Annotated in this window: 29 protein-coding genes and 1 tRNA gene; 19 read left to right on the forward strand and 11 right to left on the reverse strand. The window is 60.3% G+C overall.

The features are described from left to right. Nucleotides 1–90 precede the first annotated feature (90 nt). Nucleotides 91–1,263: a trypsin-like serine peptidase gene (locus JN302_RS16350; protein WP_202333677.1), complete on the reverse strand. Its 1,173-nt coding sequence runs from the start codon at nucleotides 1,261–1,263 to the stop codon at nucleotides 91–93. A 158-nt stretch (nucleotides 1,264–1,421) separates the two neighbouring features. Between JN302_RS16350 and JN302_RS16355 the strand changes: the two genes are divergently transcribed. Next, entirely contained in the window at nucleotides 1,422–4,322 is a 2,901-nt protein-coding gene (locus JN302_RS16355) for an nSTAND1 domain-containing NTPase (RefSeq protein WP_202333679.1), read from the forward strand. Nucleotides 4,323–4,667: 345 nt separating this feature from the next. Here JN302_RS16355 and JN302_RS16360 read toward each other — a convergent pair whose 3' ends face one another. The 3 genes from JN302_RS16360 to JN302_RS16370 form a co-directional block, all read right to left on the reverse strand. After that, entirely contained in the window at nucleotides 4,668–5,057 is a 390-nt protein-coding gene (locus tag JN302_RS16360) for a hypothetical protein (RefSeq protein ID WP_202333681.1), read from the reverse strand. 103 nt (nucleotides 5,058–5,160) lie between these two features. After that, nucleotides 5,161–5,862: an SOS response-associated peptidase gene (locus JN302_RS16365; RefSeq protein WP_202333683.1), complete on the reverse strand. Its 702-nt coding sequence runs from the start codon at nucleotides 5,860–5,862 to the stop codon at nucleotides 5,161–5,163. Between the two features lie 19 nt (nucleotides 5,863–5,881). Then, nucleotides 5,882–6,484 carry a hypothetical protein gene (locus tag JN302_RS16370; protein ID WP_202333685.1) on the reverse strand — a complete coding sequence of 201 codons (603 nt, stop codon included), beginning with the start codon at nucleotides 6,482–6,484 and terminating at the stop codon, nucleotides 5,882–5,884. Between the two features lie 140 nt (nucleotides 6,485–6,624). On the opposite strand from JN302_RS16370, the gene JN302_RS16375 reads away from it, so the two are divergent. Then, entirely contained in the window at nucleotides 6,625–6,936 is a 312-nt protein-coding gene (locus JN302_RS16375; protein WP_202333687.1) for a hypothetical protein, read from the forward strand. 130 nt (nucleotides 6,937–7,066) lie between these two features. Further along, complete coding sequence (locus JN302_RS16380; protein ID WP_202333689.1) at nucleotides 7,067–7,471, forward strand: hypothetical protein; 405 nt, start codon at nucleotides 7,067–7,069, stop codon at nucleotides 7,469–7,471. 468 nt (nucleotides 7,472–7,939) lie between these two features. Here the strand turns inward: JN302_RS16380 and JN302_RS16385 are convergent, their stop codons facing one another. Further along, nucleotides 7,940–8,494 (reverse strand): hypothetical protein, encoded by a 555-nt coding sequence (locus JN302_RS16385; protein ID WP_202333691.1) that lies wholly within the window; start codon nucleotides 8,492–8,494, stop codon nucleotides 7,940–7,942. A gap of 533 nt (nucleotides 8,495–9,027) precedes the next feature. Then, entirely contained in the window at nucleotides 9,028–9,708 is a 681-nt protein-coding gene (locus JN302_RS16390) for a recombinase family protein (RefSeq protein ID WP_202334310.1), read from the reverse strand. A 475-nt stretch (nucleotides 9,709–10,183) separates the two neighbouring features. Here JN302_RS16390 and JN302_RS16395 point away from each other — a divergent pair, with 475 nt between their 5' ends. The 16 genes from JN302_RS16395 (at nucleotide 10,184) to JN302_RS16470 (ending at nucleotide 22,717) form a co-directional block, all read left to right on the forward strand. Next, nucleotides 10,184–11,242: a class I SAM-dependent methyltransferase gene (locus JN302_RS16395; RefSeq protein ID WP_202333693.1), complete on the forward strand. Its 1,059-nt coding sequence runs from the start codon at nucleotides 10,184–10,186 to the stop codon at nucleotides 11,240–11,242. Between the two features lie 525 nt (nucleotides 11,243–11,767). Continuing rightward, entirely contained in the window at nucleotides 11,768–12,538 is a 771-nt protein-coding gene (locus JN302_RS16400; protein ID WP_202333696.1) for a GGDEF domain-containing protein, read from the forward strand. A gap of 141 nt (nucleotides 12,539–12,679) precedes the next feature. Continuing rightward, nucleotides 12,680–13,555, forward strand: a complete 876-nt coding sequence (locus JN302_RS16405; protein WP_244846414.1) for a thermonuclease family protein — start codon at nucleotides 12,680–12,682, stop codon at nucleotides 13,553–13,555. A 116-nt stretch (nucleotides 13,556–13,671) separates the two neighbouring features. Next, on the forward strand, nucleotides 13,672–13,860 hold the full coding sequence (locus JN302_RS16410; RefSeq protein WP_202333698.1) for a hypothetical protein: 189 nt from the start codon (nucleotides 13,672–13,674) through the stop codon (nucleotides 13,858–13,860). A gap of 102 nt (nucleotides 13,861–13,962) precedes the next feature. After that, entirely contained in the window at nucleotides 13,963–14,529 is a 567-nt protein-coding gene (locus tag JN302_RS16415; RefSeq protein ID WP_202333700.1) for a DUF3489 domain-containing protein, read from the forward strand. 397 nt (nucleotides 14,530–14,926) lie between these two features. Next, nucleotides 14,927–15,157, forward strand: coding sequence for an HNH endonuclease signature motif containing protein (locus JN302_RS39960; protein WP_446720759.1), 231 nt, complete (start codon nucleotides 14,927–14,929; stop codon nucleotides 15,155–15,157). Nucleotides 15,158–15,167: 10 nt separating this feature from the next. After that, nucleotides 15,168–15,275, forward strand: a complete 108-nt coding sequence (locus JN302_RS39965) for a DUF3489 domain-containing protein (RefSeq protein ID WP_202333704.1) — start codon at nucleotides 15,168–15,170, stop codon at nucleotides 15,273–15,275. Between the two features lie 133 nt (nucleotides 15,276–15,408). Continuing rightward, nucleotides 15,409–17,229, forward strand: a complete 1,821-nt coding sequence (locus tag JN302_RS16430; protein WP_244846416.1) for an adenylate/guanylate cyclase domain-containing protein — start codon at nucleotides 15,409–15,411, stop codon at nucleotides 17,227–17,229. A 303-nt stretch (nucleotides 17,230–17,532) separates the two neighbouring features. Continuing rightward, complete coding sequence (locus tag JN302_RS16435; RefSeq protein ID WP_202306036.1) at nucleotides 17,533–17,721, forward strand: hypothetical protein; 189 nt, start codon at nucleotides 17,533–17,535, stop codon at nucleotides 17,719–17,721. A 103-nt stretch (nucleotides 17,722–17,824) separates the two neighbouring features. Next, on the forward strand, nucleotides 17,825–18,403 hold the full coding sequence (locus JN302_RS16440) for a DUF3489 domain-containing protein (RefSeq protein ID WP_202333706.1): 579 nt from the start codon (nucleotides 17,825–17,827) through the stop codon (nucleotides 18,401–18,403). 1,166 nt (nucleotides 18,404–19,569) lie between these two features. Next, nucleotides 19,570–20,340, forward strand: a complete 771-nt coding sequence (locus tag JN302_RS16445; protein WP_202333707.1) for a GGDEF domain-containing protein — start codon at nucleotides 19,570–19,572, stop codon at nucleotides 20,338–20,340. A gap of 141 nt (nucleotides 20,341–20,481) precedes the next feature. After that, nucleotides 20,482–20,955: a DUF3489 domain-containing protein gene (locus tag JN302_RS39160; protein ID WP_244846417.1), complete on the forward strand. Its 474-nt coding sequence runs from the start codon at nucleotides 20,482–20,484 to the stop codon at nucleotides 20,953–20,955. 147 nt (nucleotides 20,956–21,102) lie between these two features. Continuing rightward, on the forward strand, nucleotides 21,103–21,540 hold the full coding sequence (locus tag JN302_RS16455; RefSeq protein ID WP_202333708.1) for a hypothetical protein: 438 nt from the start codon (nucleotides 21,103–21,105) through the stop codon (nucleotides 21,538–21,540). 237 nt (nucleotides 21,541–21,777) lie between these two features. Beyond that, the gene (locus JN302_RS16460; RefSeq protein ID WP_202333709.1) at nucleotides 21,778–22,008 is read left to right on the forward strand and encodes a hypothetical protein; all 231 of its coding nucleotides are present in this window, start codon (nucleotides 21,778–21,780) and stop codon (nucleotides 22,006–22,008) included. A gap of 53 nt (nucleotides 22,009–22,061) precedes the next feature. Further along, nucleotides 22,062–22,124 (forward strand) — tRNA-Ser (locus tag JN302_RS16465). Between the two features lie 17 nt (nucleotides 22,125–22,141). After that, complete coding sequence (locus JN302_RS16470) at nucleotides 22,142–22,717, forward strand: hypothetical protein (protein WP_202333710.1); 576 nt, start codon at nucleotides 22,142–22,144, stop codon at nucleotides 22,715–22,717. A gap of 366 nt (nucleotides 22,718–23,083) precedes the next feature. On the opposite strand, the gene JN302_RS16475 is transcribed toward JN302_RS16470, so the two are convergent. From JN302_RS16475 to JN302_RS16495, 5 genes are all read right to left on the reverse strand, one after another. Further along, on the reverse strand, nucleotides 23,084–23,557 hold the full coding sequence (locus tag JN302_RS16475; protein WP_202333711.1) for a phage terminase small subunit P27 family: 474 nt from the start codon (nucleotides 23,555–23,557) through the stop codon (nucleotides 23,084–23,086). Nucleotides 23,558–23,788: 231 nt separating this feature from the next. Then, nucleotides 23,789–24,181: a hypothetical protein gene (locus JN302_RS16480; protein ID WP_202333712.1), complete on the reverse strand. Its 393-nt coding sequence runs from the start codon at nucleotides 24,179–24,181 to the stop codon at nucleotides 23,789–23,791. After that, complete coding sequence (locus JN302_RS16485) at nucleotides 24,178–24,609, reverse strand: hypothetical protein (RefSeq protein WP_202333713.1); 432 nt, start codon at nucleotides 24,607–24,609, stop codon at nucleotides 24,178–24,180. Before JN302_RS16485 ends, JN302_RS16480 begins: the two co-directional genes overlap by 4 nt. 1 nt (nucleotide 24,610) lies before the next feature. Further along, nucleotides 24,611–24,967 (reverse strand): hypothetical protein, encoded by a 357-nt coding sequence (locus JN302_RS16490; RefSeq protein WP_202333715.1) that lies wholly within the window; start codon nucleotides 24,965–24,967, stop codon nucleotides 24,611–24,613. Next, nucleotides 24,964–26,316, reverse strand: coding sequence for a site-specific DNA-methyltransferase (locus JN302_RS16495; RefSeq protein ID WP_244846419.1), 1,353 nt, complete (start codon nucleotides 26,314–26,316; stop codon nucleotides 24,964–24,966). Before JN302_RS16495 ends, JN302_RS16490 begins: the two co-directional genes overlap by 4 nt. Between the last annotated feature and the right edge of the window lie 115 nt (nucleotides 26,317–26,431).

A 26,431-nucleotide genomic window follows, 5' to 3' on the forward strand; every position in this document is an offset into this window, starting at 1 on the left:
CAGCGAGCCCACGAAGGAGGACGTTTGATACCGCGACTGGCATTCCATATAAGCTGGCCAGTCGCCGGGAGCTCGGCAATTGGGCTTAAGTCATTGGATCCCAGGCTCTAAGAATGCCTGCAGAACGTCCCGGGCCGCAAAGGCAGAATGTGCGAAGTTGCTTTCAGCTGTGACACCCGAGAAATGGATGCCGAATGCGCGGCCGCCATCGAGCCAGGCAATCATGGGCGATCCTGAGCTGCCACGAAGCGTCGTGAGGTCGTGGCCGAAGACCCACTTCTTGAGTTCGTTACTCACCGTACTGATCGGACGATGCACCTTGCCTGGTGCAAGACGCTTCAACCCGTAGCGACCCCCAAACAACTGATTGTGCACCCAGCCGAAATCAACCCCGCTATGGAGCCCGAACGTAGCACCAGGTGGGCCAGGGAAGCCTATCGCGCAAAGCGAGATAAGCGAGCCATCCGCCTTCTCAGAGCTCATGTCGAGCGTTAACGCCGGAGGCAGATCAGGTGACGTTGGAACTGCTTCGAGTTTTAGCAGCGAAACGTCTAGTCCCTCGGCAGGCGTGGGACGCGCCTGAACCACTTTAAAGAGTTTTGACTCAGGACGATCGGCTTCGCCGCCAAATTCTGCAAAAACGCCTTCATAAATGCGGTAGTCCGGGCCAACCCGCTCCCACTTGGTGGAAGACCGCGCAAGGACAGCTCCGAGCACATGTTGGTTTGTCAGAACAAGAGCCTCATCCCGATCTACGAGAAAGCCGGTCCCGAAATAGACCTCTGACGAACCACCTGCCGGCTGAACCCGACACACGGCTGAGGCGGCGGTGACGATTTGCTCCTGCAAAGGCCCGATCACGTCATGCCAATCGCCGATCATGGGGTGATCGAGGGGCACCTGGCCGTCGCGCAACAGGAGCGTGGGTCTTGATCCGTCAGCGCAAACCACAGCCTCTAACGAGGCCAACTCTGCCTCAGAGACTGAGCCGAGATCTCCGCGGCGCACCTTCTCGATTCCGCCTTTGACAAAGCGCGACACTGCTTCGGCGGCGTCCTTCGTGGATTGAGGATCAGCCATATCCAACGCTGGCAAGCGATCAGGAAGACGTTTCAGCCGTTCGATAAGTTGATCGGCATCGTAGTTTCTTGCCGCGGCCTCAAAACTGCTGGTGGCTTCGAGCGCTTCGCGTCCGCCCCGGGTTGCCCGGACGATTTGCGAGAAAAGCCGTCTAGTCCTTTCCTCAACGGATGCGTTGGACATTTCTCGAGCTCCCTAGTAACCATGGCCCGGATAAAACGGCAGGGCAGGGACAGTGTGATAGCGAAAGCGGCATGCGAGCAGCAGCCGGAGAACGGAGCAAACTAGCGTTATTACGACTGGCGGGGTCATTTCTCGTGTTAGTTCATTGGAGCTAGCTGATGTTGGATCTTGACGGATCGCAGATCAAGGTTTTTCGAACTGGATTGCAATCCGCTTTTGTCCAAAGCGACGCGTTGAGTTTGTTCTTGCGCGAGGAACTCGACAGGCATCTCAATTTCTATGCGGGAGGAAATGATCCGCTTCCAGACGCCGTATTCAAGCTGATAGAGGGAGCGCAGGCTGAAGGTTGGATCATTGAGCTTGCCTCGAAGGCCTATGAAGCGCGTCCCAAGAACCGCTATCTCGCTGAAATCGCAAACGCCCTTGGAATTGAGATCGACGCCAGCAAACTGGAACCTGCTAGTCCCGTTCGCTCCGAGCCACCGCTTTGGCAAAGCCTCAATCCCTACCGGGGCCTTCAGGTGGTGCGCGAGCAGGATGCCAACTTCCTGTTCGGCCGCGACGATGACATCGCGCGCTTCATTGCGACCTTGGCGGAAAACCCATCTAAGCTCTTCCTTGCCTTGGGCGCCTCAGGAGTCGGTAAGAGCTCGCTGGTTTTTGCTGGCATCTTCGCTGCTCTCGACCGGCAGAGCTTGCGCGGCGGCAAGCCTTGGCCTGCACAGTTGTCTCAAAGCCGCACCTGGCCGCGCCTGATCTTAACGCCAGGGCCGGAGCCTTTGCGCAGCCTTGCCGGAGCCTTTCTTCGTCAATGGCATGACCCGAAAGAGGCGAAGTTCAGAGAAGAGACCAACAGCTGGCGAGAGCTGCTCCTCAAAGGCGACAGCCTCGACGGTCTGGTCGAAGCCCTCGATGCCTTTCTTTCAAAAGAAAAGGGCGACCAACCATCACGCTATCTTCTCTATATCGACCAGGGCGAGGAGCTTTATACAAGAGGCGGCCGGGAGCCTGGCCAGGATAACACCACCAAAGAGACGCAAGCGCAAAAGGAGGCACGCCGCTTCTCGGAGCTCGTGGCAATCGCTGCCCGCCATCCTCGTATTGTCGTCATAATGAGCGCCCGCTCGGACTTTCTCGGCCGGCTGCAGGCGGATGCCCCGTTGCATGCCGCAAAGCAGCAGATCGACATTGCTCCGCTTTCACCTGAGGGGCTCTCCGAGGTGGTCCGGCGGCCGGCCAAAGCGCTCGATGTTGCTTTCGAGCCTGGCCTTGACGAGGCACTTATCGAGGCGACGCGCGCGCAACCTGGCGGGCTGCCGCTACTGTCCGACACCCTCGATATCCTGTGGAAGGAGATGCAGGCACGCGGCAAACCCACCCTTCAGTGGTCAAGACCGCTCAAGGAGGGCGTCGATGTGACCCTGAAATTGGGCGAGCGGGCCGACGGATTTGTAAAAGCGCGTGCATCTGAGGAGCCCCTGCTAAGGCGACTCTTTTGCGTCCGTTTGGCCTACGTCCCCCTGCAGGGCGAAGCTACACGCCGCACAGCTCTTCTTGAGGAATTGACCGAACCTGAGCGTTCGTTCGTCGCTGAACTCGCGGGCTCCGAGCTGCGAACCGTGGTCACCGGAGAACGCGATGGCAAGGCCACGGCCGAAGTCGCCCACGAAGCCCTCTTCACAGGTTGGCAGAAGCTGCGAGACTGGATTGTGTCCCGCCGTGCCTTTTATGCTTGGATAGCGCTTAACGAGAACGATCGGAAGGATTGGGAGGACCAAGGCAAGGCAAGCACTGCGCTCCTGACCGGCAGGCCATTGGAGCGAGCAAAGAGCTTTCTTGAAACAGACGGAGAGGATGTCCCGACTGCAGATCGCGCCTTTATCGAGGCCAGTATCAAGGCCGACGAAGAGATGCACTTGCGTGCAAAAGAACAGGAAAACCGGCTTCGTGAAGCGGAGTTAGAACGAAAAGCCTATCGAGAGTTAAGCACGGAGATCGTCAGTCTCCGGGCGCTCTATAGTGAGAGTGGCATCGAGACAGAGAGCACTGGTGCTCAAGACAGTCCCGTGGAGATCATTCAGAATAATATTGCCCCTCCCAAAAGCAGGCGCAGGTCACTGGCAACGAACTGGGGATTGCGCGCGCTTCGGACGAGTGAAACGCCGTTTGACGGGCAAGGAACTGTTGTCGCAGTGCTCGACACCGGAATAGAAGCCACTCATCCGGCTTTTCGAGGAATGAAGCTCATCCAAAAAGATTTTACCGGCTCTGGCAACGGCGACAATCAGGGCCATGGAACCTTTGTAGCTAGTTTGATCGCTGGACGCGACATTAGAAATGAACGTTATGGAGTAGCGCGTGGCGTTAGGGAAATGCTAGTCGCCAAGGTCCTTGATGACCGAGGAGCAGGAAAGCAAGAGGACTTGGTAAGGGCACTCCAGTGGGTATCGTCATATGATAACGGTCGGGTAGATATTATTTGTGTTTCGATAGGATTTGACTATCCAAGCTATGCTCGCAGACTAATAGATTCGGGACATGATCCGACAGTCGCAACCTCTATTGCTCTTAGAAGTACTATTCAACTATTGCGCGTTTACGAGCGACTCAGCGTCTCGATCTCGACAATTGGGAAAGGCGCGCTCATCGTTGCGCCGTCAGGAAACGAAAGTACAGAGAGGTGGCGTGCGGCGATGACATCGCCGGTATCGGTGGCAAGGGGAGTTATGTCGGTCGGAGCGATAGCGCCGACGGATGTTGGCAATCAAGTGGCAGTGTTTTCAAACTCGCACCCTACCTTGTGCGCACCTGGCGTTGATTGCACTGCAGCCCAGTTAGGTGGGGGCCTGCAAAAAATATCCGGAACTAGCCCAGCCTGTGCCTACGTTGCTGGTGTCGCAGCGCTCTGGTGGCAAGCTTTGAGGGATCGCAATCCGAAGACGGTTGTTACGAGCAGTTCGGTGTCGAAGGCGATATTGGAATCAGCCAAAACGGAAGGTTTCGCCCCAGACACGCGCGAGATCGACCGCGGCGCAGGATTGATACAAGCGCCGATCTGATGGGCTAACTGATATTTCCAGGGCCGTCGGGACCAACCCCACAGCGAAACGCGGTTTGCATAAAAAAAATCGGCCGAAACAGCGGTCTCAGGCCGTTGCACGTTAAACCCCCGGCACGTTCATTCCGTCCCCCGTCGCATAGGGTCCACGCCGCCTTGGCGTAGGGGTGCGTCAGCGTGACGGTGCCGTCTTCCCACCGCCTGGTTACCTCCCATCGGGTGATGACCCTGTCGCCTGATCTGAGCTTGCCATTGGCGGAATCGAATTCCGGCCGCAGGCGGCGTCGAGTCCGACGTATAGGCGCGGGCGACCGTGAGCCGGGTGCGTCTGCGTTGCCGCCGAGGCTTAGAGGAACAGTAGTTTCACAGCGATGATGATGGTCACACCTAAAGTCGCTGCTGACAGCCACAGTAATTTCGTCAGGAGTGTCTCCACGCGCAGAGTAGCGTCGAGCGTCTGGGCCGAGTTCAGTTTCGCTTCGAGGGCGTCCGATCGACCGCGAACAAGCAAGCCCTTCTTCCGTTCTTCGTTGAAGGGCGGGTTCGCGAAGGCGCCTCGCTCGCTTTCGAATACGCCCAATTCCTCGGCAACGGTGTTGTGCGCAATATAGTGGTTCCGCGCAGCCTGCCCATCTGACGGACTCCAGTCCTTTAGGTTGTTGGCAAGAGCCTTCGTCTGCCGCTCACGCTGCTGGAGCAGTTCTGCAAGCTCGTGTTCAGCTTCGCTTGTCGACATGCCGTCCTCCCAACCGATCTGCCATCTTCCTTACCCTGCTCTGGCGCAGGGCGTGCATCAAACCTATCTTGGCCGGTCGAGGCGACAGCGGATCGTCCGACATCTACAGCAGCGAGCCCTGCGCCGTAGCTGCGGGATATTTGATCTGCGTCGCCGGCTTGTCGACGATCACAAGTTGATCGTCAGGGAGGGGACGCTGCAGGGCCTTGGCCTCGCTCCACGGCGCGCGCAACCAGGTGTCGATCTCCTCTTGCGTGGTGAGGATCACCGGCATTGCCTTTTCGTGGATCGGTTTCACAACGCCATTCGGGTTGGTGGTGAAGAAGCCGAAGAGCTCGAAATCCTGCTCTCCGTCCCGAACCTTGCGAACGCCGCGCCATTTGGTCCATAGCCCGGCGAAGAAGAACAGTGGCCGATCCGGATTGAGCGCGAACCAATAGTTCCGCTGGACGCCGGTTTCGGGGTCCTTGTCGCCGGGTGTGGGCGACGGCTCCGCGAAACTCGTCACCGGCACAATGCAGCGATTGGCAACTTCGAGATATGGCCGCCAGTGCGCATACTGCGGATTGCGGATGTTGGTGGTGCCGTAATCGGCTTTGCCTCTGACCCTATCGTGTGGCGTCGGCATGCCCCACTGCAGCGGCACGATCTCGCGCTGGCCATCCTCGCCGACGCGGACGACGGGCGCCAGGAAGTTGGGATAGACGTCGCGGCTCGGTTCGTTGAAGCCGGTGAGGTCCCGCATTGCCTTGGTCCATTCGAGGATCGCCCGCTGCGTCGTCGTCAGATTGTACAGATTGCACACGGGCGATCCCTCCTCTTGGTCAATGTGTAGTCAGCGTCCCAGCCCGCTCCAGCTCATCGACAGCGCCCAACGCTCGCTTGCGGGCGATTTCGATCGACATCCCCGACACGCGCCCGGCACATCGCAGATCGGTATAGGCCATAGCCACTGCATCGACCAAGTCCCGCGCTCTCAACCTGTCCTCAACGTTTCCGGCGAGCCTGGCGGCGAGGACAAAGACGCGGGTATCGAGTTGACCGGGGGTGCCGTCGACAGCGTTGATGCGTGCGCGGATCATCGACAACGCGGTGTCGCGATCGGCCAACTGGGTCTCAGGGTCGGTGACTAGCGCCAGATCGGCGTGACTGGGCTTCGTTCGATCGTCCGGCCACGCTGAGCACGCGGCATCGCGCGCTGCGTGGTCGGCGCGATCCCATACCTTCGCAGCGGCGAGTTCAGACTTCGTGATTTCGAACTCATCGTTAAATCCGCTCAGGTCCCATGCCTCGCGCTTGGAGAGCCCGATCGCCGCGGCGAGCGGCTGGATGCCGGCCCGTTCAAACTCGGCCATTGCTGCTTGGACGCCCCGCTGGATTTCGGCAGGTGTGGCTCTGGGTATCGTGATGGTGACAGCCTGTTGCATGACATTCTCCTCGGAAAACCCGTGCGGCTATCATGTGAACAAAAAGAGAACAAAGAGTCAATCCGGGGCTTGTCAGGAGGGTAGGGAGGCGAATATCTCCGATGGAGCGGCGCGATATCTGAAACTGGCGGAGGCTCAGCGTGCCGGAACCCTATTGGCCGAAGAAAGGGGAATTCCCCCTGTCGAGATTGAACGAGCATATGCAGCTCGTGCGGGTCAGGTGCGCATACTGCAAGCGCGTCAACCACTACCGCCCGGATGATCTGATCCAGATATTCGGCGATGTCGACGTCGATTCGCTGATTCTGCGGATGAAGTGCGAGGGTGGCACGGATCACGGCATTCTCGAGGTGAAAGCGTTCATACCGACGGGCAGCGAGGCGGTCGGGCTTCGCATCCGGCGGTTGGCAGCGATCAAGATCAAGCGTGTCCCAGTCTGGCGGGATGACTAAAGCCCCGGCTGCCGCCGCTGCTTGCGGTATTCCCAAGGCTCCAAGCGATCGACGAGACCCAACGCCACAACCGGGTGACAGATACCCTTCGTCTCTGCCAGTATCTTTGTCAGGAACGGAAGGGACCGAAATGCCACTCAAGGAACAAGCGGTAGTCGACGCGGTCGAGGTGTGGTTGAAGGTCAACGGCTATTCGGACGTCAAGGCAATCCCCGCGGGGCGACGGGGATTCGACATAACTGCGCTCAGATCCTCGTCAGGTGAGCGCTGGCTTATTGAAGCAAAAGGCGGATCTCACAACGGCGTAGACTCCACCAACACGGCCTGGGTCAGGACTGGAGCCGCATTCCTGATGACCGCCGGATGGAGGTTCCAGGACGGTATCCCGGGTGACAGGTTTGCCATCGCGATCCCGTCATCGAGGTGGTTTGACATCCACGTCGGTCGAATATGGGCGGCCCTTCGAAGCCTCGGAATCTCGGTGTTTCAAGTGCGCGATGATGGGACTGTGGTCTTCACGGAAAACCGGCCGTAGCCCGGGGCCGTCGGGACCAACTTCACAGCAAACGCGGACAATGCTGGCATGGCGCTCTGCTCGAGATCGCCGCCCGGTTGATGCCATGCAATCAGTTGCAGGAGGTCCGGGACTACGGCAGATCGTAGGTGGTGACAAGCGGCACTGAACCGTACGGAGCACGGAGCCGCGCGCGAGCCAGTGACTGCCGTCGCACCGCCATCGGATGCTGCGCAAACAGCTGCTGCAGTGTTCGAGACAAGCGAAACTGGCCGCAATCGGAGCACGTCACTTCGCCGTAGTCACCGTTGCGTACGGCCGACTGCTGTGCAGGCTGCTTGCAGACCGGACAGGGCGCTTTCTTTCGAGCCATTCCAATAACCTCTCCTCCTGTGGAATGAGGCAGGAGAACAGAATTGGCGTCAACCGACAAGCAGGGCGCCGATAGATGCCCCTCGGCGAAAGGCACTGTAGCCGGGACTAGCTTGGTCAGGCCGCCGGCTTCTTCTTGCATCCCACGAACGCAGCCGTGAAAGCGGGCCCGGCGCAGAGGATGAAGGCCGCGATCGTCACCGGGTTCGGACCGCCGGCAAGGAAGAAGAGGGCGCAGATGCCGCCCACGCTGAGGACAATGCTGAGCAGGCACTTGAGATCGTAGCTTTCGGGATCGTCGCTCGCGAGGAAGACCATCGTCTCAGCCGGGGTCAGCGGATGGAACTTCTCGTCGGGCAGATCGAGCAGGTTCGGCTCGGTCGCGACCAGCCAGCGCCGGCGCACGTCGTAGTCGAGGGTCAGCACATCCAGGCCCGGCACCCTCGGCTCGTGGAACTCGACGGAGAGCCGAAGCATATCGCCCGAGCCGGTCCCCTCAATCGTGTAGTCGAACCGTTCTCCGCCGACATCGCCGATGAAGCGACGCTTGGCTCCCTGATCCGGGCAGTCGTCCATGGCGACCGAATAGAGCCGCGCCGAGTCGAGCGGAACTCCGTTCGACGAACCGACGAAGCGATGGATCATCAGATCCGACTCCGCGATGCCCGCCATCTCCTTCCTCGACCTGGAGAACGTCGGGAAAAATTTGGCTATCGCGCTCAGTTCTTCGCTCAGGGGCATCGTGATCGTCCTAAACTCACCGCCACCCGTGGCGGCATTGCATGCGCACAGCATCATCGCCTCCCAATCTGTCTACGCCCGGGGGGACGTCGTCACCGAGAAATCGGGTTCCGAGAATCGGGGCACGACCGAAATCTCGCCCGGGTTATCGCTATAGCTTGGCACTTGAAGCCTCCTCGTCTCTGATGCATTGACCCGAGATACGGCGCCCGAGCCGAGGAGGTTTCACAAGACGAAACCGCCGGACACATCGTGTGAACCCCGAAGAACCTATCCCTGCCGACCCACCCGCGCTCATCACGGCCCGTTGAAGGTCAAGGACGAACGAGTGATCAACCTTCTGTCCTCGCTGCGGTTTGCCGCGTCGGGAATCGCATTCCTGTTGTTGCTGCTGCTTTTCAAGTAATGGCTTGTGAACCGGGGGGCACGTAACGAGAGAGTTAGTTCCCGGCTATAAAAGCTCGTCAGAGCTGATCGCCGATCCTAGATATCAGGTTCCGAACGTTCGATACCTGCCATCGCCCGCCCCGCGCAGTTCGGACGCCACGGTTGTTCAGCGCTGTCGCAATGCCCCTGAGACTTGTCACGCCAGAGTGTTGGATGGCGTGCACGATCGGAAGCACGGTCTCGGCGAAACGCTGTGCTTCCCGGATCGAAACCTCTCGGCCCTTTGCGGCGGCGTCGGCAGTGTTGCGCGGATTTCCGAGCCGGGTCCCGCTTTGCTTGCGGGAGGCGAGGGCGGCTCTGGTCCGTTCCGATATCAGCCGCCGCTCCTTCTCGGCCAAAGCGGCGTATAGGTGCAGCATGAACGGATCCGCATCGGAACCAAGCTCGGCCACGATAAAGGCAACGCGCTGGACCATCAGGCCGGATATGAACGCTACGTCGCGAGAGAGCCGGTCGAGCTTGGCGACAACGACGGGGCATTTCGCTTGGCGGGCCGTCGCCAGCGCTGCTGCAAGCTGTGGTCGCCGGTCGAGTGCATCGGCGCCCTTGCCGGTTTCCACTTCAGTGAACTCGTGGGCGATCGTTAAGCCTTCGGCCTCGGCGAAGCGTGCGATAGCCGTCCGTTGCGCTTCCAGGCCGAGACCTGATCGACCCTGTCGCTGAGTGGAAACGCGATAGTAGGCGACTGCCGAATTCATGGCGCTGATCCTGGGGGTGTTCAAACTGCAAACCACCGTTTGCAGTTTGCTCACTCCGCCCGAATAGCCAAGTTGTTTCATTAGTTTAGGCGGAAATCCTTGTTGCACCGCAACGTGGGGTCAGCCAGTGACTTGGTACCCGCACCGAGAAAGCCAAGCTGGAATTCTACCCGGCTCTACACTGTTTTCCGGAAGAGTAAGGAGCGCCAGAGGCAGTCATGCGCTTTCGGCTTGTCGCAGCCGCTTCGACCTGAACTGCGAGATTCAGAATGCAGGCTCAGTCGCGACCATCCGTCGAGCCTACGAAGACCGAACGCCTTGGACCAGACCGGCTAGTGTTCGTCGGCCACAAATATGTTAGCATTTTCTTATAGACAGGGGCCAGCGTGGCATTCGCTAGGTCAACCGGCGGATGTGCTCCCTGCACCAAGGTCCGGTCGAAGGCCGCGCTGTCCCGAGGATTCAGGAGATCCACATGCCACAGCCTAATCAGGAGAAGCTGGACGCGTTTCTGGGAAAGATGGTGGGTGATCTGGGAGCGATCGCGACAGGCGCCGGGGTGGTGCTGGGGGATAGGCTAGGCCTGTACACAGCTATGCGCGAGGGCGGCAAGATGACCGCCGCCGAGCTTGCGGCGCGAACCGGCACTCAGGAACGCCTAGTCCGAGAATGGCTCTCTGGGCAGGCTGCGGCCGGTTACATAGAATACGAGGAAATGACCGACCGCTTCTATCTTAGCCCAGAGCAGGAATTGGTATTCGCGGATGAAGATAGCCCAGCCTTTATGGCGGGCGCATTCGAGGTTCTATCCGCCTTGTGGCTCGATGAGGAGAAGGTAAGTCAGGCGTTTCGCTCCGGCAAAGGCGTCGCTTGGCATGAACACAGCGCCTGCCTATTTCGCGGCACGGAGCGGTTCTTCCGTCCGGGTTACAATGCCAACTTGATCGAATCCTGGTTACCTTCCCTTGACGGTGTGATCGAAAAGCTCGAACTGGGCGCTGAAGTAGCGGATGTCGGATGCGGCCACGGCGCGTCAACCATACTCATGGCGCGCGCATTTCCGCGTTCCCGCTTCGTTGGCTTCGACTATCACGGTCCTTCGATCGAGCGCGCGCGTAAGGCGGCCGAAGAAGCCGGGGTTTCTGGCAACACGCGGTTCGAGGTCGCGTCGGCCAAGGCCTATCCAGGAACCTACGATCTTGTGGCCTTCTTCGACTGTCTTCACGACATGGGAGACCCGGAGGGGGCAGCAGCGCACGTCCACGTATCGCTGAAGCCAGATGGCACGTGGATGATCGTCGAGCCCTTCGCGCATGATCATCTGTCGGCCAACCTCAATCCCGTGGGAAGAGTCTATTATGCCGCTTCTACCTTCGTCTGCACGCCCGCGTCTCTTTCTCAGGAAGTCGGCCTCGGGCTTGGCGCGCAAGCCGGAGAGGCGAAATTGCGCCAGGTGGTGACAAGCGGTGGCTTTACCCGTTTCCGTCGCGCCGCCGAGACGCCGTTCAATATCGTTCTAGAAGCGCGTCCCTGAGCGCCATTCGCACAATGCCCAAGCGCGCCTGATCACCAAAGGTCTAGTCGAGGAGGTCCAGGCCGAGCTCGGCGACCCGGTCTGGCGCACTGCCGAGGACGATCAGCGCTGACACTGACGCTGATGCCGCGGGTCTTCGAGGCTCTCTGCATCGGGCCGGAGGAAGGCCGGAGCGAGCCGTCTATCGCCGGCTGGTCACGCAAGCAGAGAAGGACTGTGCGGCGGCCATCAAACTGTGACCGCAATGACACACGACCACGACAGATTTCCTCTGCAGGCGGTTTTGTTGGGGATCATGCCGAGCAGAGTTCTGTCAGCGCGAGAGGTTCCCGGATAGCGTAGTTGACGCAGCGGGCTTGGTGCGCAAGGGGCCTTCAAGCGCCCGGCACTTGAAGAGGTGGCGGGCGCTTCCTTTGTGAACGCCCCAGGCGAGGGTTTGCTTCTCTAGGCGTGGGCTGGCGACCAAAGTCCGTTGCGTATTTTTGAGCGGCTGTGTGCAAGATTGCCGGCATTCGAAAGCAAGAAATGGACTTTTCTGCCTTCGGCTGGGGACGAGTGGTGCTGCTGAGCTTTCTCGGAACGCTCTGTTGCATCGCCGTGGCATTTGCAATCGACAGCTATTCCTTTGAGACAGGCACATGGAGATGGGGTGAAAAGCCGCTCAACAATCTGATCATCCCCCTCATTCTTGCCCCTCCCTTCTTTTTCTATCTCCTCAGTAAGCAACGCGAGCTTGCCATTGCGCATCGCGAGCTGATGATCGTCGCCTCTACCGATTCCCTCACCTCATGCCTGAACCGGCGGGCCTTCACCGCCATGGTGGACCGCTACCTTGACCGCATCGCCGACCAGAAGGCTGACCACCACGGCGCGCTTCTGATTATCGACGTCGATCACTTCAAAGACATCAATGATGTGTTCGGTCATGAGTGCGGTGATGAAGCGCTCAAGGTCATCGCACACACGATCAAGGGCACATTGCGCGACCTCGACCTCGTCGGCCGCATTGGCGGAGAAGAGTTCAGCGTCTTTTTGCCCGGTGTCAGTCCCGAGCGCGTAGGCAGGGTCGCAGAGCGTATCAGGGTCGAGGTTTCGGCCACTGAACTGAACCTCAACGGAAAATCCTGCAAGCTCTCCGTGAGCGTCGGCGGCGTCACTTTTGATCGGAATGCTTCCTTCAGCGAACTCTATCGCCACGCCGATCAGTTGCTCTACGCGGCGAAACGTGGCGGCCGCAATCGCGTGGAAATCCAGCACGCGTCCGCAGGCCCTGATAAGCAAATTCAGATCCATTGATCTGAACGCCTCCTTGCGAGCTGGTCGCGTTTGCCCGGGCAACCGAAAGGGCAGAGAATACTTGACCAAGCTCGGATAGCAGGTCAGCAGGCGCCCTGAGGAGCCTGCCAAGATGGTCGCGCGGACTATCGAGCATAGGTTGTGAATTCGTTCGTGCTCTATGCTATCGTCTCGTTGTTTTCGCCAGGGGGCGACATGGGCGGTGGCAACAATCCGATGGTCCTTTCCATCGAGGAAATCAGTGAATTAAGGAGCAGGATACGTTCCGCCTTGGCAAGCGGCCGGTTGAATGCGTGGCAGGCCCGCTTCTTGACGGACATGCAGCAACGACTCGAAACATACGGGCCGCAAGTTCGTCTGAGCGTTAAGCAACTCAGCAAACTTCGCGAGATCGTTGGCACCGGAACATCACCCGGCCGGGTGGTGCAGCCTGTTCGTCCTTCAAGAAGCCGCCGGCGGCGAAGGGGCGGCGTTCTCGCGCGTGAAGGTCGCTGGTTTGCCCGGCGACTCATGCGTGACGTCTCGCTGCTCGCCGCAATTCTTGTGGCTGTGTCTATTGCCTCATACTTGCGGGAGACACCATGGCAGACAGTGAGCAGCTTTTTCTCGGCGGCGGCGCCCTCCTATTCCACTGTATCAATCACCCGGGACCAGTTCAGTGTGACCGACGGAGACACGATCCGAATGGCAGGAGACCGCAAAGGTACGCGCCTCGTCGGCTTCAACACCCCGGAAAGCATCGAGCCGCGATGCGAAGAGGAACGGACATTGGGCTTGCGCGCAAAGGCGCGGCTCAAGGAGCTCGTTGCGAACGGCAGCCTGGAACTCCGGCGCATGCCGTGTTCCTGTGATCCGGGCACGGAGGGAACCGAGGCTTGTAACTATGGGCGCAGCTGCGCGATCTTGCGGATCGACGGTCGCGATGTCGGCCAGATCCTCATTTCCGAGGGATTGGCCGTTTCATTTCGGTGCGGCACGACCAGCTGTCCACCAACGCCGCGACCATGGTGCAGCTAACGGAGCGCGAAGCTCAAAGCCCGATGCGACAAAGCAATCAAATGATCCACCTGGCCGTTGATGTTCCTGCCGATCGGAGCATGAGTAGGGTCACGGAAGAAAGAGGATCACGCTCCATGAACAGCCATCTGTTCGCGACCACGCCCAGGATGCAGATCGTCTGGGACGTGCTCGAAGCCGCCAAGGACAACGCCGACGAGATGGTGATCGCCGCCTGCCGCCGGCTGATCGTCGCCGACCGGCTGGGCTGGAAGAAGCATGCCAAGCGCGGCGACATCGAACTCGTGATGAGCATAGCAGGCTAGCCGCATAAACAACCTCGCCCCGCATCGACCCCGCCGCAGCCGGGGCTTCAGGCGCTAGCAGCGGCGGGATGGTCCCGCCGCCATTCTAGCGGGAGCACCCCGATGAAACTCTCTGATACGCAGCTTGTCATCCTCAATGCCGCCTGCCGGCGCGCCGACCGCCGTGTCCTGCCTCTGCCCACCAAGCTGAAGGGCGGCGCTGCCGAAAAGGTGATCACCAGCCTCGTTACGAAGGGCCTGGTGGCAGAGATTCAGGCCGAACTCAGCGACCCGGTCTGGCGCGTTGCCGAGGACGATCAGCGCCTGACGCTGGTGCCGACGCTGCGCGCCTTCGAAGCGCTCGGCATCGAGCCCGACGCGGCCACGAGCGCACCTCAGCCGGCTACTGCAAGGCCGGGCAAGGCCAAGGCCAACCGACCTAAGAGGGCCTCCGTCGCCCGCCCGGAGCCGCAGGCGCCGAAGACCCGGAGCGGCACAAAGCAAGCGGTCCTGATCGACATGCTGCGGGCTCCAAACGGCGCCACCGTCGAGGAGGTTATGAGCGCCACCGGATGGTTGTCTCACACGGTGCGGGGCGCCATTGCCGGTGCGCTGAAGAAGAAGCTTGGCCTCAACGTGACGTCGGAAAAGGTCGAGGATCGCGGACGCATCTACAGGATAATAGACTGAATTGGGGCCAACGTTGAGCGCCGGCCGATTTCCTGGCCGGCGCATTTTTGTCAAGCCGACAAGTCCTCGACTCTCGGCGATTGAAGGTTGCAACAATTTTGGTTAGCTTCAGCGAGCGGGAGCGATGTTTCTAGTCGCTCGGAAGCCGGTCTAGGCAACTGTATGGATGTCGCATCTTGTTGCGACATCTACCGCTCACATACTGCGGAGTGGCGTTCCATTGGACGCTGTCTCGTGCGAGGGATCTCCCTTCCAATTGAGGGGCGCCGTGTTTCGGTCGCTGCACATCCGCTTCACGTTGGTGAAGAAAGGATATGCAATGTCGAACAGAATCCGAATGATCCGTATTTCTCGCGCGGCCGCCCAGGACTGGAAGTGTTTCTACTGTGAACGCCTGATGTGGTCGGACGGACGAATCCCTAACAAGGAGCCTCAGCTGCAATGTACGGCGGAGCACCTTATCCCCAAGTCGGAAGGGGGCGGTGATGATCAGAACAACATCGTAGCAGCCTGTCTGTACTGCAACAGGATCCGGCACCGCGGTTCGAAGTTAAAGTCGCCGGAGGTGTTCCGCGTGTTCGTGAAGCAGCGGCTCAGAGTTGGCCGTTGGTATCGGGCTCAACATTGAGCGCCACCGAATGACTATCCCACACGCCGCAATCGCGGGTGCGCTGAAGAAGAATCTCGGTTTTGAGGTGACCTCGGAAAAGGTCGAGGACTGCGGACGCGTCTACAGGTTATGCTGAGCTCAGCATAACCGGTAATATGCGGAGCGTATGGTTAGGTGCTTCGTATTTTGTCGCCTAACGGCGCTCGCCAAAGCGGAATTGCAGAGGAAGGCAGGAGTTCGTAACCTCCAGTGACGGAATACCGTCAACAATGCCCATCGCCGAGGAGGAAATGGCATCCATCGCGGAACGTCGGCTCGCCGCGATCTTGGCGGCTGATGTCGTCGGCTACTCGCGTTTGATAGAAGCTGATGAGGCCGGAACGCTCGGCGACCTAAAAGTCATTCGGCAGAAGATCCTGGAGCCGCTCCTCGCCGAGAACCGCGGACGCATCGTGAAGCTGATGGGCGACGGGGTCATCGCGGAGTTCGGCTCGATTGTGACCGCAGTCGCCTGCGCAGCGGCGATCCAGTCGCAGCTAGCCACGACACAGGCCGACACCCCGCCTGATCGCCGTATCGTGCTCCGCATCGGCGTACATCTCGGCGACGTTGTGGTGGAAGGCGAGGACCTCCTGGGCGACGGCGTGAACATCGCCGCTCGCCTCGAGCAATTGTGCCCTCCCGGCGCCGTCTTGATCTCGGGCGCTGCCCACGAGCAGCTGTCGGGCAAGCTCGATCTTCCATTCACCGATGCGGGCGAACAGCGCCTGAAAAATATCGTGCGGCCGGTCCGTGCTTTCCAGCTGGCACCCGAAGGCGCCAACGACCAGCTGCCGCCGCAGCCGGTCCAGGCAGATAAACCCGCAGTCGCCGTCCTGCCCTTCCAGAACCTCAGCGACGACCCGGATCAGGTCTATTTCAGCGACGGTATAACGGAAGACATCATCACCGAGCTTTCCCGCTTCCGTGAACTCCTGGTCATTGCCCGGAACTCCTCGTTTGCCTTCCGCGGGAAGAGTATTGACGTGCGCGAGATCGGACGCGCCCTCGGGGCAAGTCACGTGATTGAAGGCAACGTTCGTCGTGCCGGAGACCGGGTGCGCATCAACGCTCAACTCGTGGACGCGTCGACCGGCACCCACATTTGGGCAGAACGCTATGACCGCGCACTGGCGGATGTCTTTGCCGTCCAGGAAGAGATCGCGCAGAGCATCGTTGCCAGGGTCGCGCAGCGCGTCATCGACGAGCGTGAGATGGCAGCCCGCAGGCGTCCGCCGCAGGATCTAAGAGCATACGACGTTTTCTTGAGAGCCCTTCGTTTGGGTGGGACCTCGTTCACCCCCGAAGTGGGCGTGCAGCTCGAAGCGCTCTATCAGCAGGTCCTCGCCATCGATCCCACCTTCGCGCGCGCCTATTCCGGGCTCGCGTTCATCCATGTCGACCGATCCTGGCGCGTTATCGCCGGGGTTAGGTCCCAGCCGGACGAAGAGATGCTTCTGGCCCTGGATTTTGGGGAGAAGGCGCTTGCGCTCGACCCGAACGATCCGCGTGTTCAATCCACGTGTGGCCTGATGTATGCATATGGGCGGCGTGATTTTGACCGGGCGGAGCGGCACTTCGATCTCGCGCGGTCGATGAACCCCAACGATGCCGTCGTCCAGATCCTGTATGCCTCGCTGCAGCGCATGAGAGGCAAGCCTGAACGGGGTTTGGCAGCTGTCGAGATCGCCCGTCGGCTCAATCCGCGCTATCCGCCTTGGTACAACTCATCTCGCGCTCACCTGCTGTTTCAACGGGGCGACTACGACGATGCAGCTGCTCTGCTCGAGACCCGAATGTGGGACGATCCCGCCCGGTACCTGCGAGACCTGGGTTGGCGCGTGGCAGCGAACGCACACGCCGGCCATTTGGATCAGGCGGCGCGACGGGGTGAGGAACTGGTGCGTGAGATCGGCTCGCATTGGCAGGGCGATCCGCGAGCAAGCGCGTCGGCCTATGTCGACTGGGTCGTCTGGTTCTCTGTTCTTGAGCAAGCGTCTGACGAGGAGCACCTCCGAGCGGGGTTGCGCCTGGCGGGCTTGCCGGCCTGACGCCACGTATACAATCGTCCGCTTGCGGCTCTACTATGGCCATTCGCCGGTCGAGACGCGAGCGTCGCCTCAGGGTCAATTCTTCGCTTTCAGATAGGGCTCGCCACTGGCACCGTTCCTCTGAACGAGGACTTAGTTTCGCCGAAAGCGGCCCCAGGCTGTCAAACGTCAGGTTCTCGCTGTAGGCGTATCGGGCGCAGCTTTCGAAGAAAGAAGAAAGCAATGAAATGATCCACTCTGCCGTTGATGTTGTTCGCGGTCCGAGCATGAGTGGTGTCACCAACCAGTGAGGACTAGGTTCGCATGAACAGCCACCTGCTCGCCACCACGCCCAGGATGCAGATCGTCTGGGACGTGCTCGAAGCCGCCAAGGATAACAGCGACGAGATGGTGATTGCCGCATGCCGCCGGCTGATTGTCGCCGACCGGCTGGGCTGGAAGAAGCATGCCGAGCGCCGCGATGTCGAATTGGTGATGAGCTTGGCAGGCTAGCCGCTTAAACAACCTCGCTCCCGCATCGACCCCGCCGCCGTCGGGCCTTCAGGCACTAGGAGCGACGGGATGGTCCCGCCGCATTTCTAGCGGGAGCATCCCGATGAAACTCTCCGATACGCAACTCGTCATCCTCAACACCGTCTGCCGGCGCGCCGATCGCCGTGTGCTGCCCTTGCCTGCCAACCTGAAGGGCGGTGCCGCCGAGAAGGTGATCGTGAGCCTCATCACCAAGGGGCTGGTCGAAGAGGTCCAGGCCGAGCTCGGCGACCCGGTCTGGCGCGTTGCCGAGGACGATCAGCGCCTGACGCTGGTGCCGACGCTGCGCGCCTTCGAAGCGCTGGGCATCGAGCCGGAAGAGGAGCCCGACGAGGCCACGGGCGCCCCTCAGCCGGCAACTGCAAGGCCGGGCAAAGCCAAGGCCAACCGACCGAAGAAGGCCTCCGCCGCCCGCCCGGAGCCGCAGGCGCCGAAGACCCGGAGCGGCACAAAGCAAGCGGTCCTGATCGACATGCTGCGTGCTCCGGAAGGTGCCACGATCGAGGAGGTCATGAGCGCCACCGGATGGCTGTCGCACACGGTGCGCGGTGCCATTGCCGGGGCGTTGACGAAGAAGTTCGGCCTGACGGTGACGTCGGAGAAGGTCGATGGCCGCGGACGCGTGTACAGGATCCAAGACTGATTTTCGCAGCATTATCGCTTTGCGCTGGCCGGGTGGACCCTGGCCGGCGCATTCTTCTCAGCCGATAGTCCTGCGCGTTCCGGCTGCGCGTGAAGTCATTACATTTCTGTTTTGACAGTCATCTTCCGGATTCGACGGCAACCTTGATTTGTGCTTTGCTGTTCTGGGGAAGGTTGGGCATTGCGGTGGGGAAAGCAGCTTACTCCGGTAGGAAGTCTGCACGGCGAAGAGGCTATCAAGGCCACTATCGCCGGCGACGGAGGGTGCCCGTTTGGCTGCAGTTGGCAGGGCTTATTGCCGGGGCCGGGGCGCTCCATCTGGTGACCGGCATCGACGCTCCCGACTGGCTTCGACAAACGTTTGATGCTGCGGTCACTGCGCCGCAACATTCGACGCCGCTCGAGGAGCCTGCGGTCGCTTTCGGTCGCCAGGTTACTGCGCCCGCAGAAAAGACCACCTCCCCGGGAGTAGAGCGCGGGTTGCTGCAAACGACCGCGAGCGTACGCCTTCGCGAGCCCCCTTCAACAGATGCTCCCATCCGGTGCAACATGGCGTCATGGACGAGTGGATCGCGCCGAGGACGATCAGCGCCTCACGCCGGTACTGACGCTGCGAGCGTTCGAGGTTCTCCACATCAAGCCGGGGAGGGGCCGGGGGCCGGCCACAGACGCCCCACAGGCGGCCCCGGCGAAGCCAACGAAGGCCAAGGCCAGCCGAGGGAAGAAGGCCTGCGTTGCCCGCCGCAAACCCAACGCGACGAAGACCCGGGTCGGGACGAAGCAGGCGAGCCTGATCGAGATGCTGCGTGCTCCGAGCAGCTATCGAGCCGTCTATCGCCAGCTGTCACGTAAGCAGAGAAGGACTGCGCGGCGGCCATAAACTGTGACCGCAATGACACACGACCACGACAGATTTCCTCTGCAGGCGGTTTTGTTGGGGATCATTCCGAGCGGAGTTCTGTCAGCGCGAGAGGTTCCCGGATAGCGTAGTTGACGCAGCGGGCCTGATGCGCAAGGGGCCTTCAAGCGCCCGGCACTTGAACAGGTGGCGGGCGCTTCCTTTGTGAATGCCCCAGGCGAGGGTTTGCTCTTTGGGGCTGGCGACCAACGCCCGTTGCGCATTTTTAAGCGGCTGCGTGCAAGATTGCCGGCATTTGAAAGCAAGAAATGGACTTTTCTGCCTTCGGCTGGGGACGAGTGGTGCTGCTGAGCTTTCTCGGAACGCTCTGTTGCATCGCCGTGGCATTTGCAATCGACAGCTATTCCTTTGAGACAGGCATATGGAGATGGGGTGAAAAGCCGCTCAACAATCTGATCATCCCCCTCATTCTTGCCCCTCCCTTCTTTTTCTATCTCCTCAGTAAGCAGCGTGAGCTTGCCATTGCGCATCGCGAGCTGATGGTCGTCGCCTCTACCGATTCCCTCACCTCATGCCTGAACCGGCGGGCCTTCACCGCCATGGTGGACCGCTACCTTGACCGCATCGCCGACCAGAAGGCTGGACACCACGGCGCGCTTCTGATTATCGACGTCGATCACTTCAAAGACATCAATGATGTGTTCGGTCATGAGTGCGGCGATGAAGCGCTCAAGGTCATCGCACACACGATCAAGGGCACACTGCGCGACCTCGACCTCGTCGGCCGCATTGGCGGAGAAGAGTTCAGCGTCTTTTTGCCCGGTGTCAGTCCCGAGCGCGTAGGCAGGGTCGCAGAGCGTATCAGGGTCGAGGTTTCGGCCACTGAACTGAACCTCAACGGAAAATCCTGCAAGCTCTCCGTGAGCGTCGGCGGCGTCACTTTTGATCGGAATGCTTCCTTCAGCGAACTCTATCGCCACGCCGATCAGTTGCTCTACGCGGCGAAACGTGGCGGCCGCAATCGCGTGGAAATCCAGCACGCGTCCGCAGGCCCTGATAAGCAAATTCAGATCCATTGATCTGAACGCCTCCTTGCGAGCTGGTCGCGTTTGCCCGGGCAACCGAAAGGGCAGAGAATACTTGACCAAGCTCGGATAGCAGGTCAGCAGGCGCCCTGAGGAGCCTGCCAAGATGGTCGCGCGGACTATCGAGCATAGGTTGTGAATTCGTTCGTGCTCTATGCTATCGTCTCGTTGTTTTCGCCAGGGGGCGACATGGGCGGTGGCAACAATCCGATGGTCCTTTCCATCGAGGAAATCAGTGAATTAAGGAGCAGGATACGTTCCGCCTTGGCAAGCGGCCGGTTGAATGCGTGGCAGGCCCGCTTCTTGACGGACATGCAGCAACGACTCGAAACATACGGGCCGCAAGTTCGTCTGAGCGTTAAGCAACTCAGCAAACTTCGCGAGATCGTTGGCACCGGAACATCACCCGGCCGGGTGGTGCAGCCTTCCCATCCTTCAAGAAGCCGTCGGCGGCGAGGGGGCGGCGGCCTACTCGCGCGTGAAGGTCGCTGGTTTGGCTGTCACACAGTGCGAGGCGCGATTGCCGGCGCGCTGAAGAAGAAGCTTGGCCTCAAGGTGACGTCGGACAAGGTCGAGGGCCGCGGACACGTCTACAGGATCGAAGCTTGAGATTGCACCCCTTCTCCACGTCGGTCGATTGATCTCCCGCTTTCGTTCTGGACCCACCTACGCAACGCATGGCGGCTGCGCGCATTACTTTTCGGACGGGCCGTGGTCCATGCGGTCGCGGCCTGCGCCAATCGGGAGGCAACCGAGATGTCTAAGTTCAAAGATGCCCTTGAGCGCGGAAAGCAAGCGCGCCGTGAGCAGAAGCAGGAAGCCAGTGAGGCAGTAGCTGACGGAGATGCCGCCCCAGCGGACTTTAACGTGCTGGCCCGGACGTGGCTGAACAATGTTGTTGTCGCATCTCTTGAGTCAGCCAAAGCTGACGTAGCGGGCGAGGTAACAATCGACATCGACACCGCCCCGCTCCGCATCCAGGGCGCCGTCCCATCTGTTCAATTTCAAATCTATTGGGCAGGAAGTTCGCGACCGCCGAGGACCTTCACGGTTGCCGTGCAGGTCGATGGAGGGGTGTCGGTTTCTGCACCAGGGATGGTGGCTAAAGACGCGGGAGGCATAGCAAACTCGTCGAACGAGCACTTTACCAATCTTGTGGCCGATCTGATCGAAGACGCTGCTAAGAACAGTTAGCGACGAGAGTTCGGCGTCGCTATAGCGGGGAGTGCCCGTGGTCAGCGAAGGTGCGCAAGGGATCGCGGGAACGGCAGCCCCGGTCGAATGTGGACTGTCGGGATGCGAGCCGTGTTCCTCCATCCATCGGGCCAGCTCTTTCGTCAAAAGGATAACAGCCGTCATCGGCATGCGGCCATCACCATGGTTCGCCAGCGCTAGCGCGCTATATCGTTCTTCAGCAGAGGAGAGCGACGAATGGGTTCCGAGCAGAACAGGGAGACACACGAATTCGTGGTCACGGATGTTCAGTTGGCCGACGAGACCAACGAGGGCGTGGCGTTGATGCTCACGGATGCCCGCAGCGCAGCGCGAAAAACCTCCAGCGCCACAGCCCAATCCGTATCCGTTATCTTCGTGGACATTGCCGACCTCCAGAATCAGTCGGCATTCCATGAATCAGACCGGATTCCTCAAATTTATACCTGAGTCAATTCGCCCACATCGCCTAGTTGCAGCAAACGGAGTCGACCCGTGCTGCAAAGAGTAGTAGGTTAGTGGCAAGCTCCGGGGACCGTAGGATGCAGGTTCGATTCCTGCCTACCCGCTTGGAGGGGATGCAATGCGCATATTCTCTCAATTCGCTTTCTTACCGCTACTGCTCACGCTCGCATTCCCAGCTAGCGCTCAGAACCCCACGCCCGCCGAGACGATCCAAAGCATCGCCCAGATGCAGAAGCTGATCAGCCAGACATACAAACTGGAAAGCGCCGGCGAAGGAATCGTGAATCTGGAGACTATCGCGCTGCTCGCAGCCTACGGCGGCTGGACGCGATACGAGGGAGAAGCCGCCACAGGTGGAATACGGCCGAACGAGAACCAAAACATCGTCAAGTTCATCGGGCGAATAAAGCCAGACATGGCCAACGCATTGACGGCGGCGCAGCGAAACAAAGGCGCGACCGAAGACGAATTGAAACGATTCTTAGATATCCACGCTAGCATTGAGAAATTATCCGCAGTGGCAATGGAAGTGCATGATCTACTCGTAGCAGGCAAGAAGGACGAAGCCAACGTCGTCTACCGTGACAAGTCGATCCCTCTGATACAGTCGGTAAACGCAGACGCATATACATTGATCACAGGCTTGGAGAAGAAAATCGACAAGACAGCCCTCCAAGCCCGCCTCGCAAAGTAGATGACCGACGGGGAACGACAAGAGTTACTGGACACAGTTCTGGTCCAATCAACCGACTTATTGCGAGTCAGTCCTTTCTGATTGCCGGCGTTCTGCACCGACGACGAGAGCGCGGCGAGGTGGATTCCTTGGCGGAACCCTCAAATTTATACCTGAGTCAATTCGTCCACATCGTCTAAATGGTGACATGGCCGAGTTGCTGCGCGAGAGGGTCGCATTTGCGCTCGACAGGAACACCGGACCAAAGGCTGGAGATCTGGCCGCACCCTGCGGAATGAGAGTTTCGACCTCGTGGGTCAGTTGGCGACAGCCGATACGAAGCGTCGCCTCAAACAACCGACAGATGCTCCTGGGTAGCGCGGAGTTTCACGAAAAGAACTCGTCGTCTTCCTGGCCGGTGAACTCCCATGGCTTCGGACCCATGCTGCGCGTGGTCTCGACCCGACTGCGTGATACCGGCGAGAGCCCGAGCTCGCTCATGAACTTGTGCATCAGTTCGACGTTCTTGTTCGAGATCGCCAGCCAGGGAGATTGCTGAACATAACCGGCGGGCGTCCGAAGCAGGGGAGGAGTTTCCTTCAGCTTCTTTTCGGCCTCCACCCAGCGGCCGTAAGCCTGGCAATAGGCAGCGAGCGCCGCGCGGTCGAGTTCGCTGATCACACCGAGGTCATGGAGGTAGCGGGCCAGCCGTTTCCATTCGGTCTTGGCCGCCGGCATCAGATGCGCGGGGCAGGTGGGGATGGCGGTGACTGGCTTCGGCTCGCGCGTGTTGAGAGGCCGCTTGCTCGGATTGCCGGTCACCAATTTTAATGCCGTTGGGATTGGCTTGCGTCCGCGCATCGCTCGTTCCTTTCCATCCGCCGCCGCACTGCCGGAGTTTGTCGACTACTTCGCGTCTTGTTTTCGGACAGCGGTCCTCCCGGAGCCCGGTATTCCGCCATTCCAGGCTTGCCGGGCAGTCCGACACCCCCCTGCCAATTTCGCGGTTGTGCAAAGAAACCGACGGCACCGGTCCGCATATGAAAAGCTGTAGGGATCAGACCGCCCCCCCCCCGGGACCCATTGCTTTGTTCATGGCCCGTCATAAGTGACGTTGGTTGCTTGGCTCTGTTCGTTCCTTGGAACACCGCTGACGATCGTGACCGTCACTGGACTGTCGGGATGCTGGGCGTGCTCGTGAACCGAAGTCTCTTTCCAGCGGGCGCGGGTCTTCAGCCAGAAGATTGCAGCAGTCACCGCCTCGCGTCCGTCACCCAGGGCCTTGCGATAGAGGCTTTCCGCCACCCGCGCATTGGCCTTGATCTGCCCTGCGCTAAGCTCGTGGGCGCAGCAAGACTTGAGAACCTCCAGATCGACGTCCAGCACGTGAGCGATGTCGGCTGGAGATAGCCCATAGCCCGCCATGGCCTCGACCTGGGCAGGTTGTGGCATGCGGCCGGCAGGACCATCGCAGTCGGTCGTCATTCCTTATGGCCCTCTATCATCTGCGGGTATCTGGAGGAAGGCAGGGCGGCAGCAGGTGCGGCGTTGGCCTGGTCCTCCGGCCTGACAATGATACGCTTGATCGTGGTGACCTGCTCGATCGGCTGACCGGGAATACCGCCATGTTCGTTGACCAGAACCTCCTTCCAGCGGGCTCGCGCCTTCAGCCAGAAGATCGCCGCGGTGACCGACTCCCGGCCATCGCCGGTGGCCTTGCGGTAAAGGTTCTCGGCCACCTTGGCGTTCGCCTTGGTGTGGCCGTGGTCGAGTTCGTGGCGGTAGTGCTTGCGAAGCGTCTTGGCATCGATGCCAACCATTGCAGCGATCTCTGTTTCGGGAACGCCGTATCCGGCGAGCGCCTCGACCTGGCGGCGCTGGACGGGATCGGGGGTATGTGCGCGCCTACCCATGTCAGTCGGCCTGTACGGTGCCGTGAGGCCGCACGTAGGCCAGGCTTTCCGAAAGACTCGCGTGCTGGAGGCCGATTTCGGGTGGCGCGGGCATTTCTGCTGCCTGAGTGCCGTTTTGAGCGCGAGCCGCTGAATCGGCCTCCAGGAGGCGAGTTTTTGTGTAGGGATGCCTTCCGGCGCGGAACGGCCAGAGCGGACAGGCAACTGCTTCACACAGCCTGACCTCGATCGTCTGGCCAGCCGAGCAGTCGAGGCACTTGCGCCGGATCGCCTGCATCGGGCTCATCGGCTTGTGGCCGGCGACCTTCGCAGCCGAGGCAGTGGGCGGCCAGATGGCGGCAAGCTCGGTCCGGTTCATTCTGCCACCCCAAGGCGAGTTGCTGTGACCTCTGCGAACGATTGGCCAGTGCCGTCCAGCACTGCGGACTCGCCGGTGAACTCCTGCCAGCGCTTCACCGCGACATCGACATAGGCCGGGTTCAGTTCGATGGCGTGGCAGGACCGTCCCGTCATCTCGGCAGCGATGATCGTCGTGCCGGATCCGCTGAACGGCTCGTAGACGGCCTGGCCGGGCGAGGAGTTGTTCTCGATCGGCCGCTTCATGCATTCGACCGGCTTTTGCGTGCCGTGGCCGGTGGCCGACTTCGTGTGCGGAATGGCCCAGACGGTGGTCTGTTTGCGGTCGCCCGACCAGTGGCCTTTCCTGCCCTTTCTGACACAATATAGAGCCGGCTCATGCTGCCAATGATAGTCCCCGCGGCCGATCACGAGCCGGGTCTTGTCCCAGATGATTTGAGAGCGGACGGCAAAGCCGCAGGCTTCGAGACCGGCGGCGACGGTGGTGGCGTGGAGGGCGCCGTGCCAGACGTATGCCACATCGCCAGGAAATAGTACCCACGCTTCCCGCCAGTCGGCGCGGTCGTCGTTCAGCACCTTCCCCTTCGCGAGGTCGCCGGTGTTGCTGAACCGCTCCCGCCAGCTCGGATCGTAGTTGACGCCATATCGAGGATCCGACACGCATAGATGCGGCTTCACACCGTTCAGGACCCGAGCAACGTCATCAGCGCTGGTGCTGTCGCCGCAGATGAGCCGGTGCTGTCCGAGCAGCCAGAGGTCGCCCAGGACACTGACCGGTTGTTCCGGGACCTCGGGAACATCGTCCGGATCGGTGAGTCCCGGATTGCCGAGGCTCTTCAGAGCGGCGATCTCGTCGTCGCCGAAGCCGGTGAGGGCAAGGTCGAAGCCGAGCGCCTCCAGTTCACCCAGTTCGAGGCCGAGCAGCTCCGTGTCCCAGCCGGCGTTCAGCGCCATCTTGTTGTCGGCAATGACGTAGGCGCGCTTCTGCGCCTCGGACAGCCCGGCAAGCTCGATCACCGGCACTTCGCCCATCCCGAGCTTGTGGGCCGCCAGCAGTCTGCCATGGCCGGCTATGATCCCGTTCTCGCCGTCCACCAAAATTGGGTTCGTCCACCCGAACTCGCGGATCGATGCCGCGATCTGTGCAACCTGGGCATCTGAGTGGGTGCGGGCGTTTCTGGCGTATGGGATCAGAGACGTGGCAGGACGATATTCCACCGCGAGAGGAAGAGAACCCAGCGGGACGTCATTGCGCGCGCCGACAGGTGCAGCAGCGTTCGGTGCCTGGAATGAAACCTCGCCATCAGCATCGAAGTCCTGCCGCATTTTTCCCGCCAAAGACAATTCCATGCGGGAACAATATCATTTGGCGCAAGCAATTGAAATCTATGCATATTTTCGCTGTTTTTCGCCGCTGTTCGCAGGACTTCGCGTCATGCCGCAAATGATCTGTGGCGATGCACGG

This window comes from Mesorhizobium sp. L-8-3 (genome assembly GCF_016756615.1).
Lineage (GTDB): Bacteria > Pseudomonadota > Alphaproteobacteria > Rhizobiales > Rhizobiaceae.

Coding starts and splice junctions, on each gene's coding strand:
- JN302_RS16350 (WP_202333677.1), bottom strand. CDS start 1,263: ATGTCCAACGCATCCGTTGAGGAAAGGACTAGACGGCTTTTCTCGCAA.
- JN302_RS16355 (WP_202333679.1), top strand. CDS start 1,422: ATGTTGGATCTTGACGGATCGCAGATCAAGGTTTTTCGAACTGGATTG.
- JN302_RS16360 (WP_202333681.1), bottom strand. CDS start 5,057: ATGTCGACAAGCGAAGCTGAACACGAGCTTGCAGAACTGCTCCAGCAG.
- JN302_RS16370 (WP_202333685.1), bottom strand. CDS start 6,484: ATGCAACAGGCTGTCACCATCACGATACCCAGAGCCACACCTGCCGAA.
- JN302_RS16380 (WP_202333689.1), top strand. CDS start 7,067: ATGCCACTCAAGGAACAAGCGGTAGTCGACGCGGTCGAGGTGTGGTTG.
- JN302_RS16385 (WP_202333691.1), bottom strand. CDS start 8,494: ATGGCGGGCATCGCGGAGTCGGATCTGATGATCCATCGCTTCGTCGGT.
- JN302_RS16390 (WP_202334310.1), bottom strand. CDS start 9,708: ATGAATTCGGCAGTCGCCTACTATCGCGTTTCCACTCAGCGACAGGGT.
- JN302_RS16395 (WP_202333693.1), top strand. CDS start 10,184: ATGCCACAGCCTAATCAGGAGAAGCTGGACGCGTTTCTGGGAAAGATG.
- JN302_RS16400 (WP_202333696.1), top strand. CDS start 11,768: ATGGACTTTTCTGCCTTCGGCTGGGGACGAGTGGTGCTGCTGAGCTTT.
- JN302_RS16410 (WP_202333698.1), top strand. CDS start 13,672: ATGAACAGCCATCTGTTCGCGACCACGCCCAGGATGCAGATCGTCTGG.
- JN302_RS16415 (WP_202333700.1), top strand. CDS start 13,963: ATGAAACTCTCTGATACGCAGCTTGTCATCCTCAATGCCGCCTGCCGG.
- JN302_RS39960 (WP_446720759.1), top strand. CDS start 14,927: ATGTGGTCGGACGGACGAATCCCTAACAAGGAGCCTCAGCTGCAATGT.
- JN302_RS39965 (WP_202333704.1), top strand. CDS start 15,168: ATGACTATCCCACACGCCGCAATCGCGGGTGCGCTGAAGAAGAATCTC.
- JN302_RS16430 (WP_244846416.1), top strand. CDS start 15,409: ATGCCCATCGCCGAGGAGGAAATGGCATCCATCGCGGAACGTCGGCTC.
- JN302_RS16435 (WP_202306036.1), top strand. CDS start 17,533: ATGAACAGCCACCTGCTCGCCACCACGCCCAGGATGCAGATCGTCTGG.
- JN302_RS16440 (WP_202333706.1), top strand. CDS start 17,825: ATGAAACTCTCCGATACGCAACTCGTCATCCTCAACACCGTCTGCCGG.
- JN302_RS16445 (WP_202333707.1), top strand. CDS start 19,570: ATGGACTTTTCTGCCTTCGGCTGGGGACGAGTGGTGCTGCTGAGCTTT.
- JN302_RS16455 (WP_202333708.1), top strand. CDS start 21,103: ATGTCTAAGTTCAAAGATGCCCTTGAGCGCGGAAAGCAAGCGCGCCGT.
- JN302_RS16460 (WP_202333709.1), top strand. CDS start 21,778: ATGGGTTCCGAGCAGAACAGGGAGACACACGAATTCGTGGTCACGGAT.
- JN302_RS16470 (WP_202333710.1), top strand. CDS start 22,142: ATGCGCATATTCTCTCAATTCGCTTTCTTACCGCTACTGCTCACGCTC.
- JN302_RS16475 (WP_202333711.1), bottom strand. CDS start 23,557: ATGCGCGGACGCAAGCCAATCCCAACGGCATTAAAATTGGTGACCGGC.
- JN302_RS16480 (WP_202333712.1), bottom strand. CDS start 24,181: ATGACGACCGACTGCGATGGTCCTGCCGGCCGCATGCCACAACCTGCC.
- JN302_RS16485 (WP_202333713.1), bottom strand. CDS start 24,609: ATGGGTAGGCGCGCACATACCCCCGATCCCGTCCAGCGCCGCCAGGTC.
- JN302_RS16490 (WP_202333715.1), bottom strand. CDS start 24,967: ATGAACCGGACCGAGCTTGCCGCCATCTGGCCGCCCACTGCCTCGGCT.
- JN302_RS16495 (WP_244846419.1), bottom strand. CDS start 26,316: ATGGAATTGTCTTTGGCGGGAAAAATGCGGCAGGACTTCGATGCTGAT.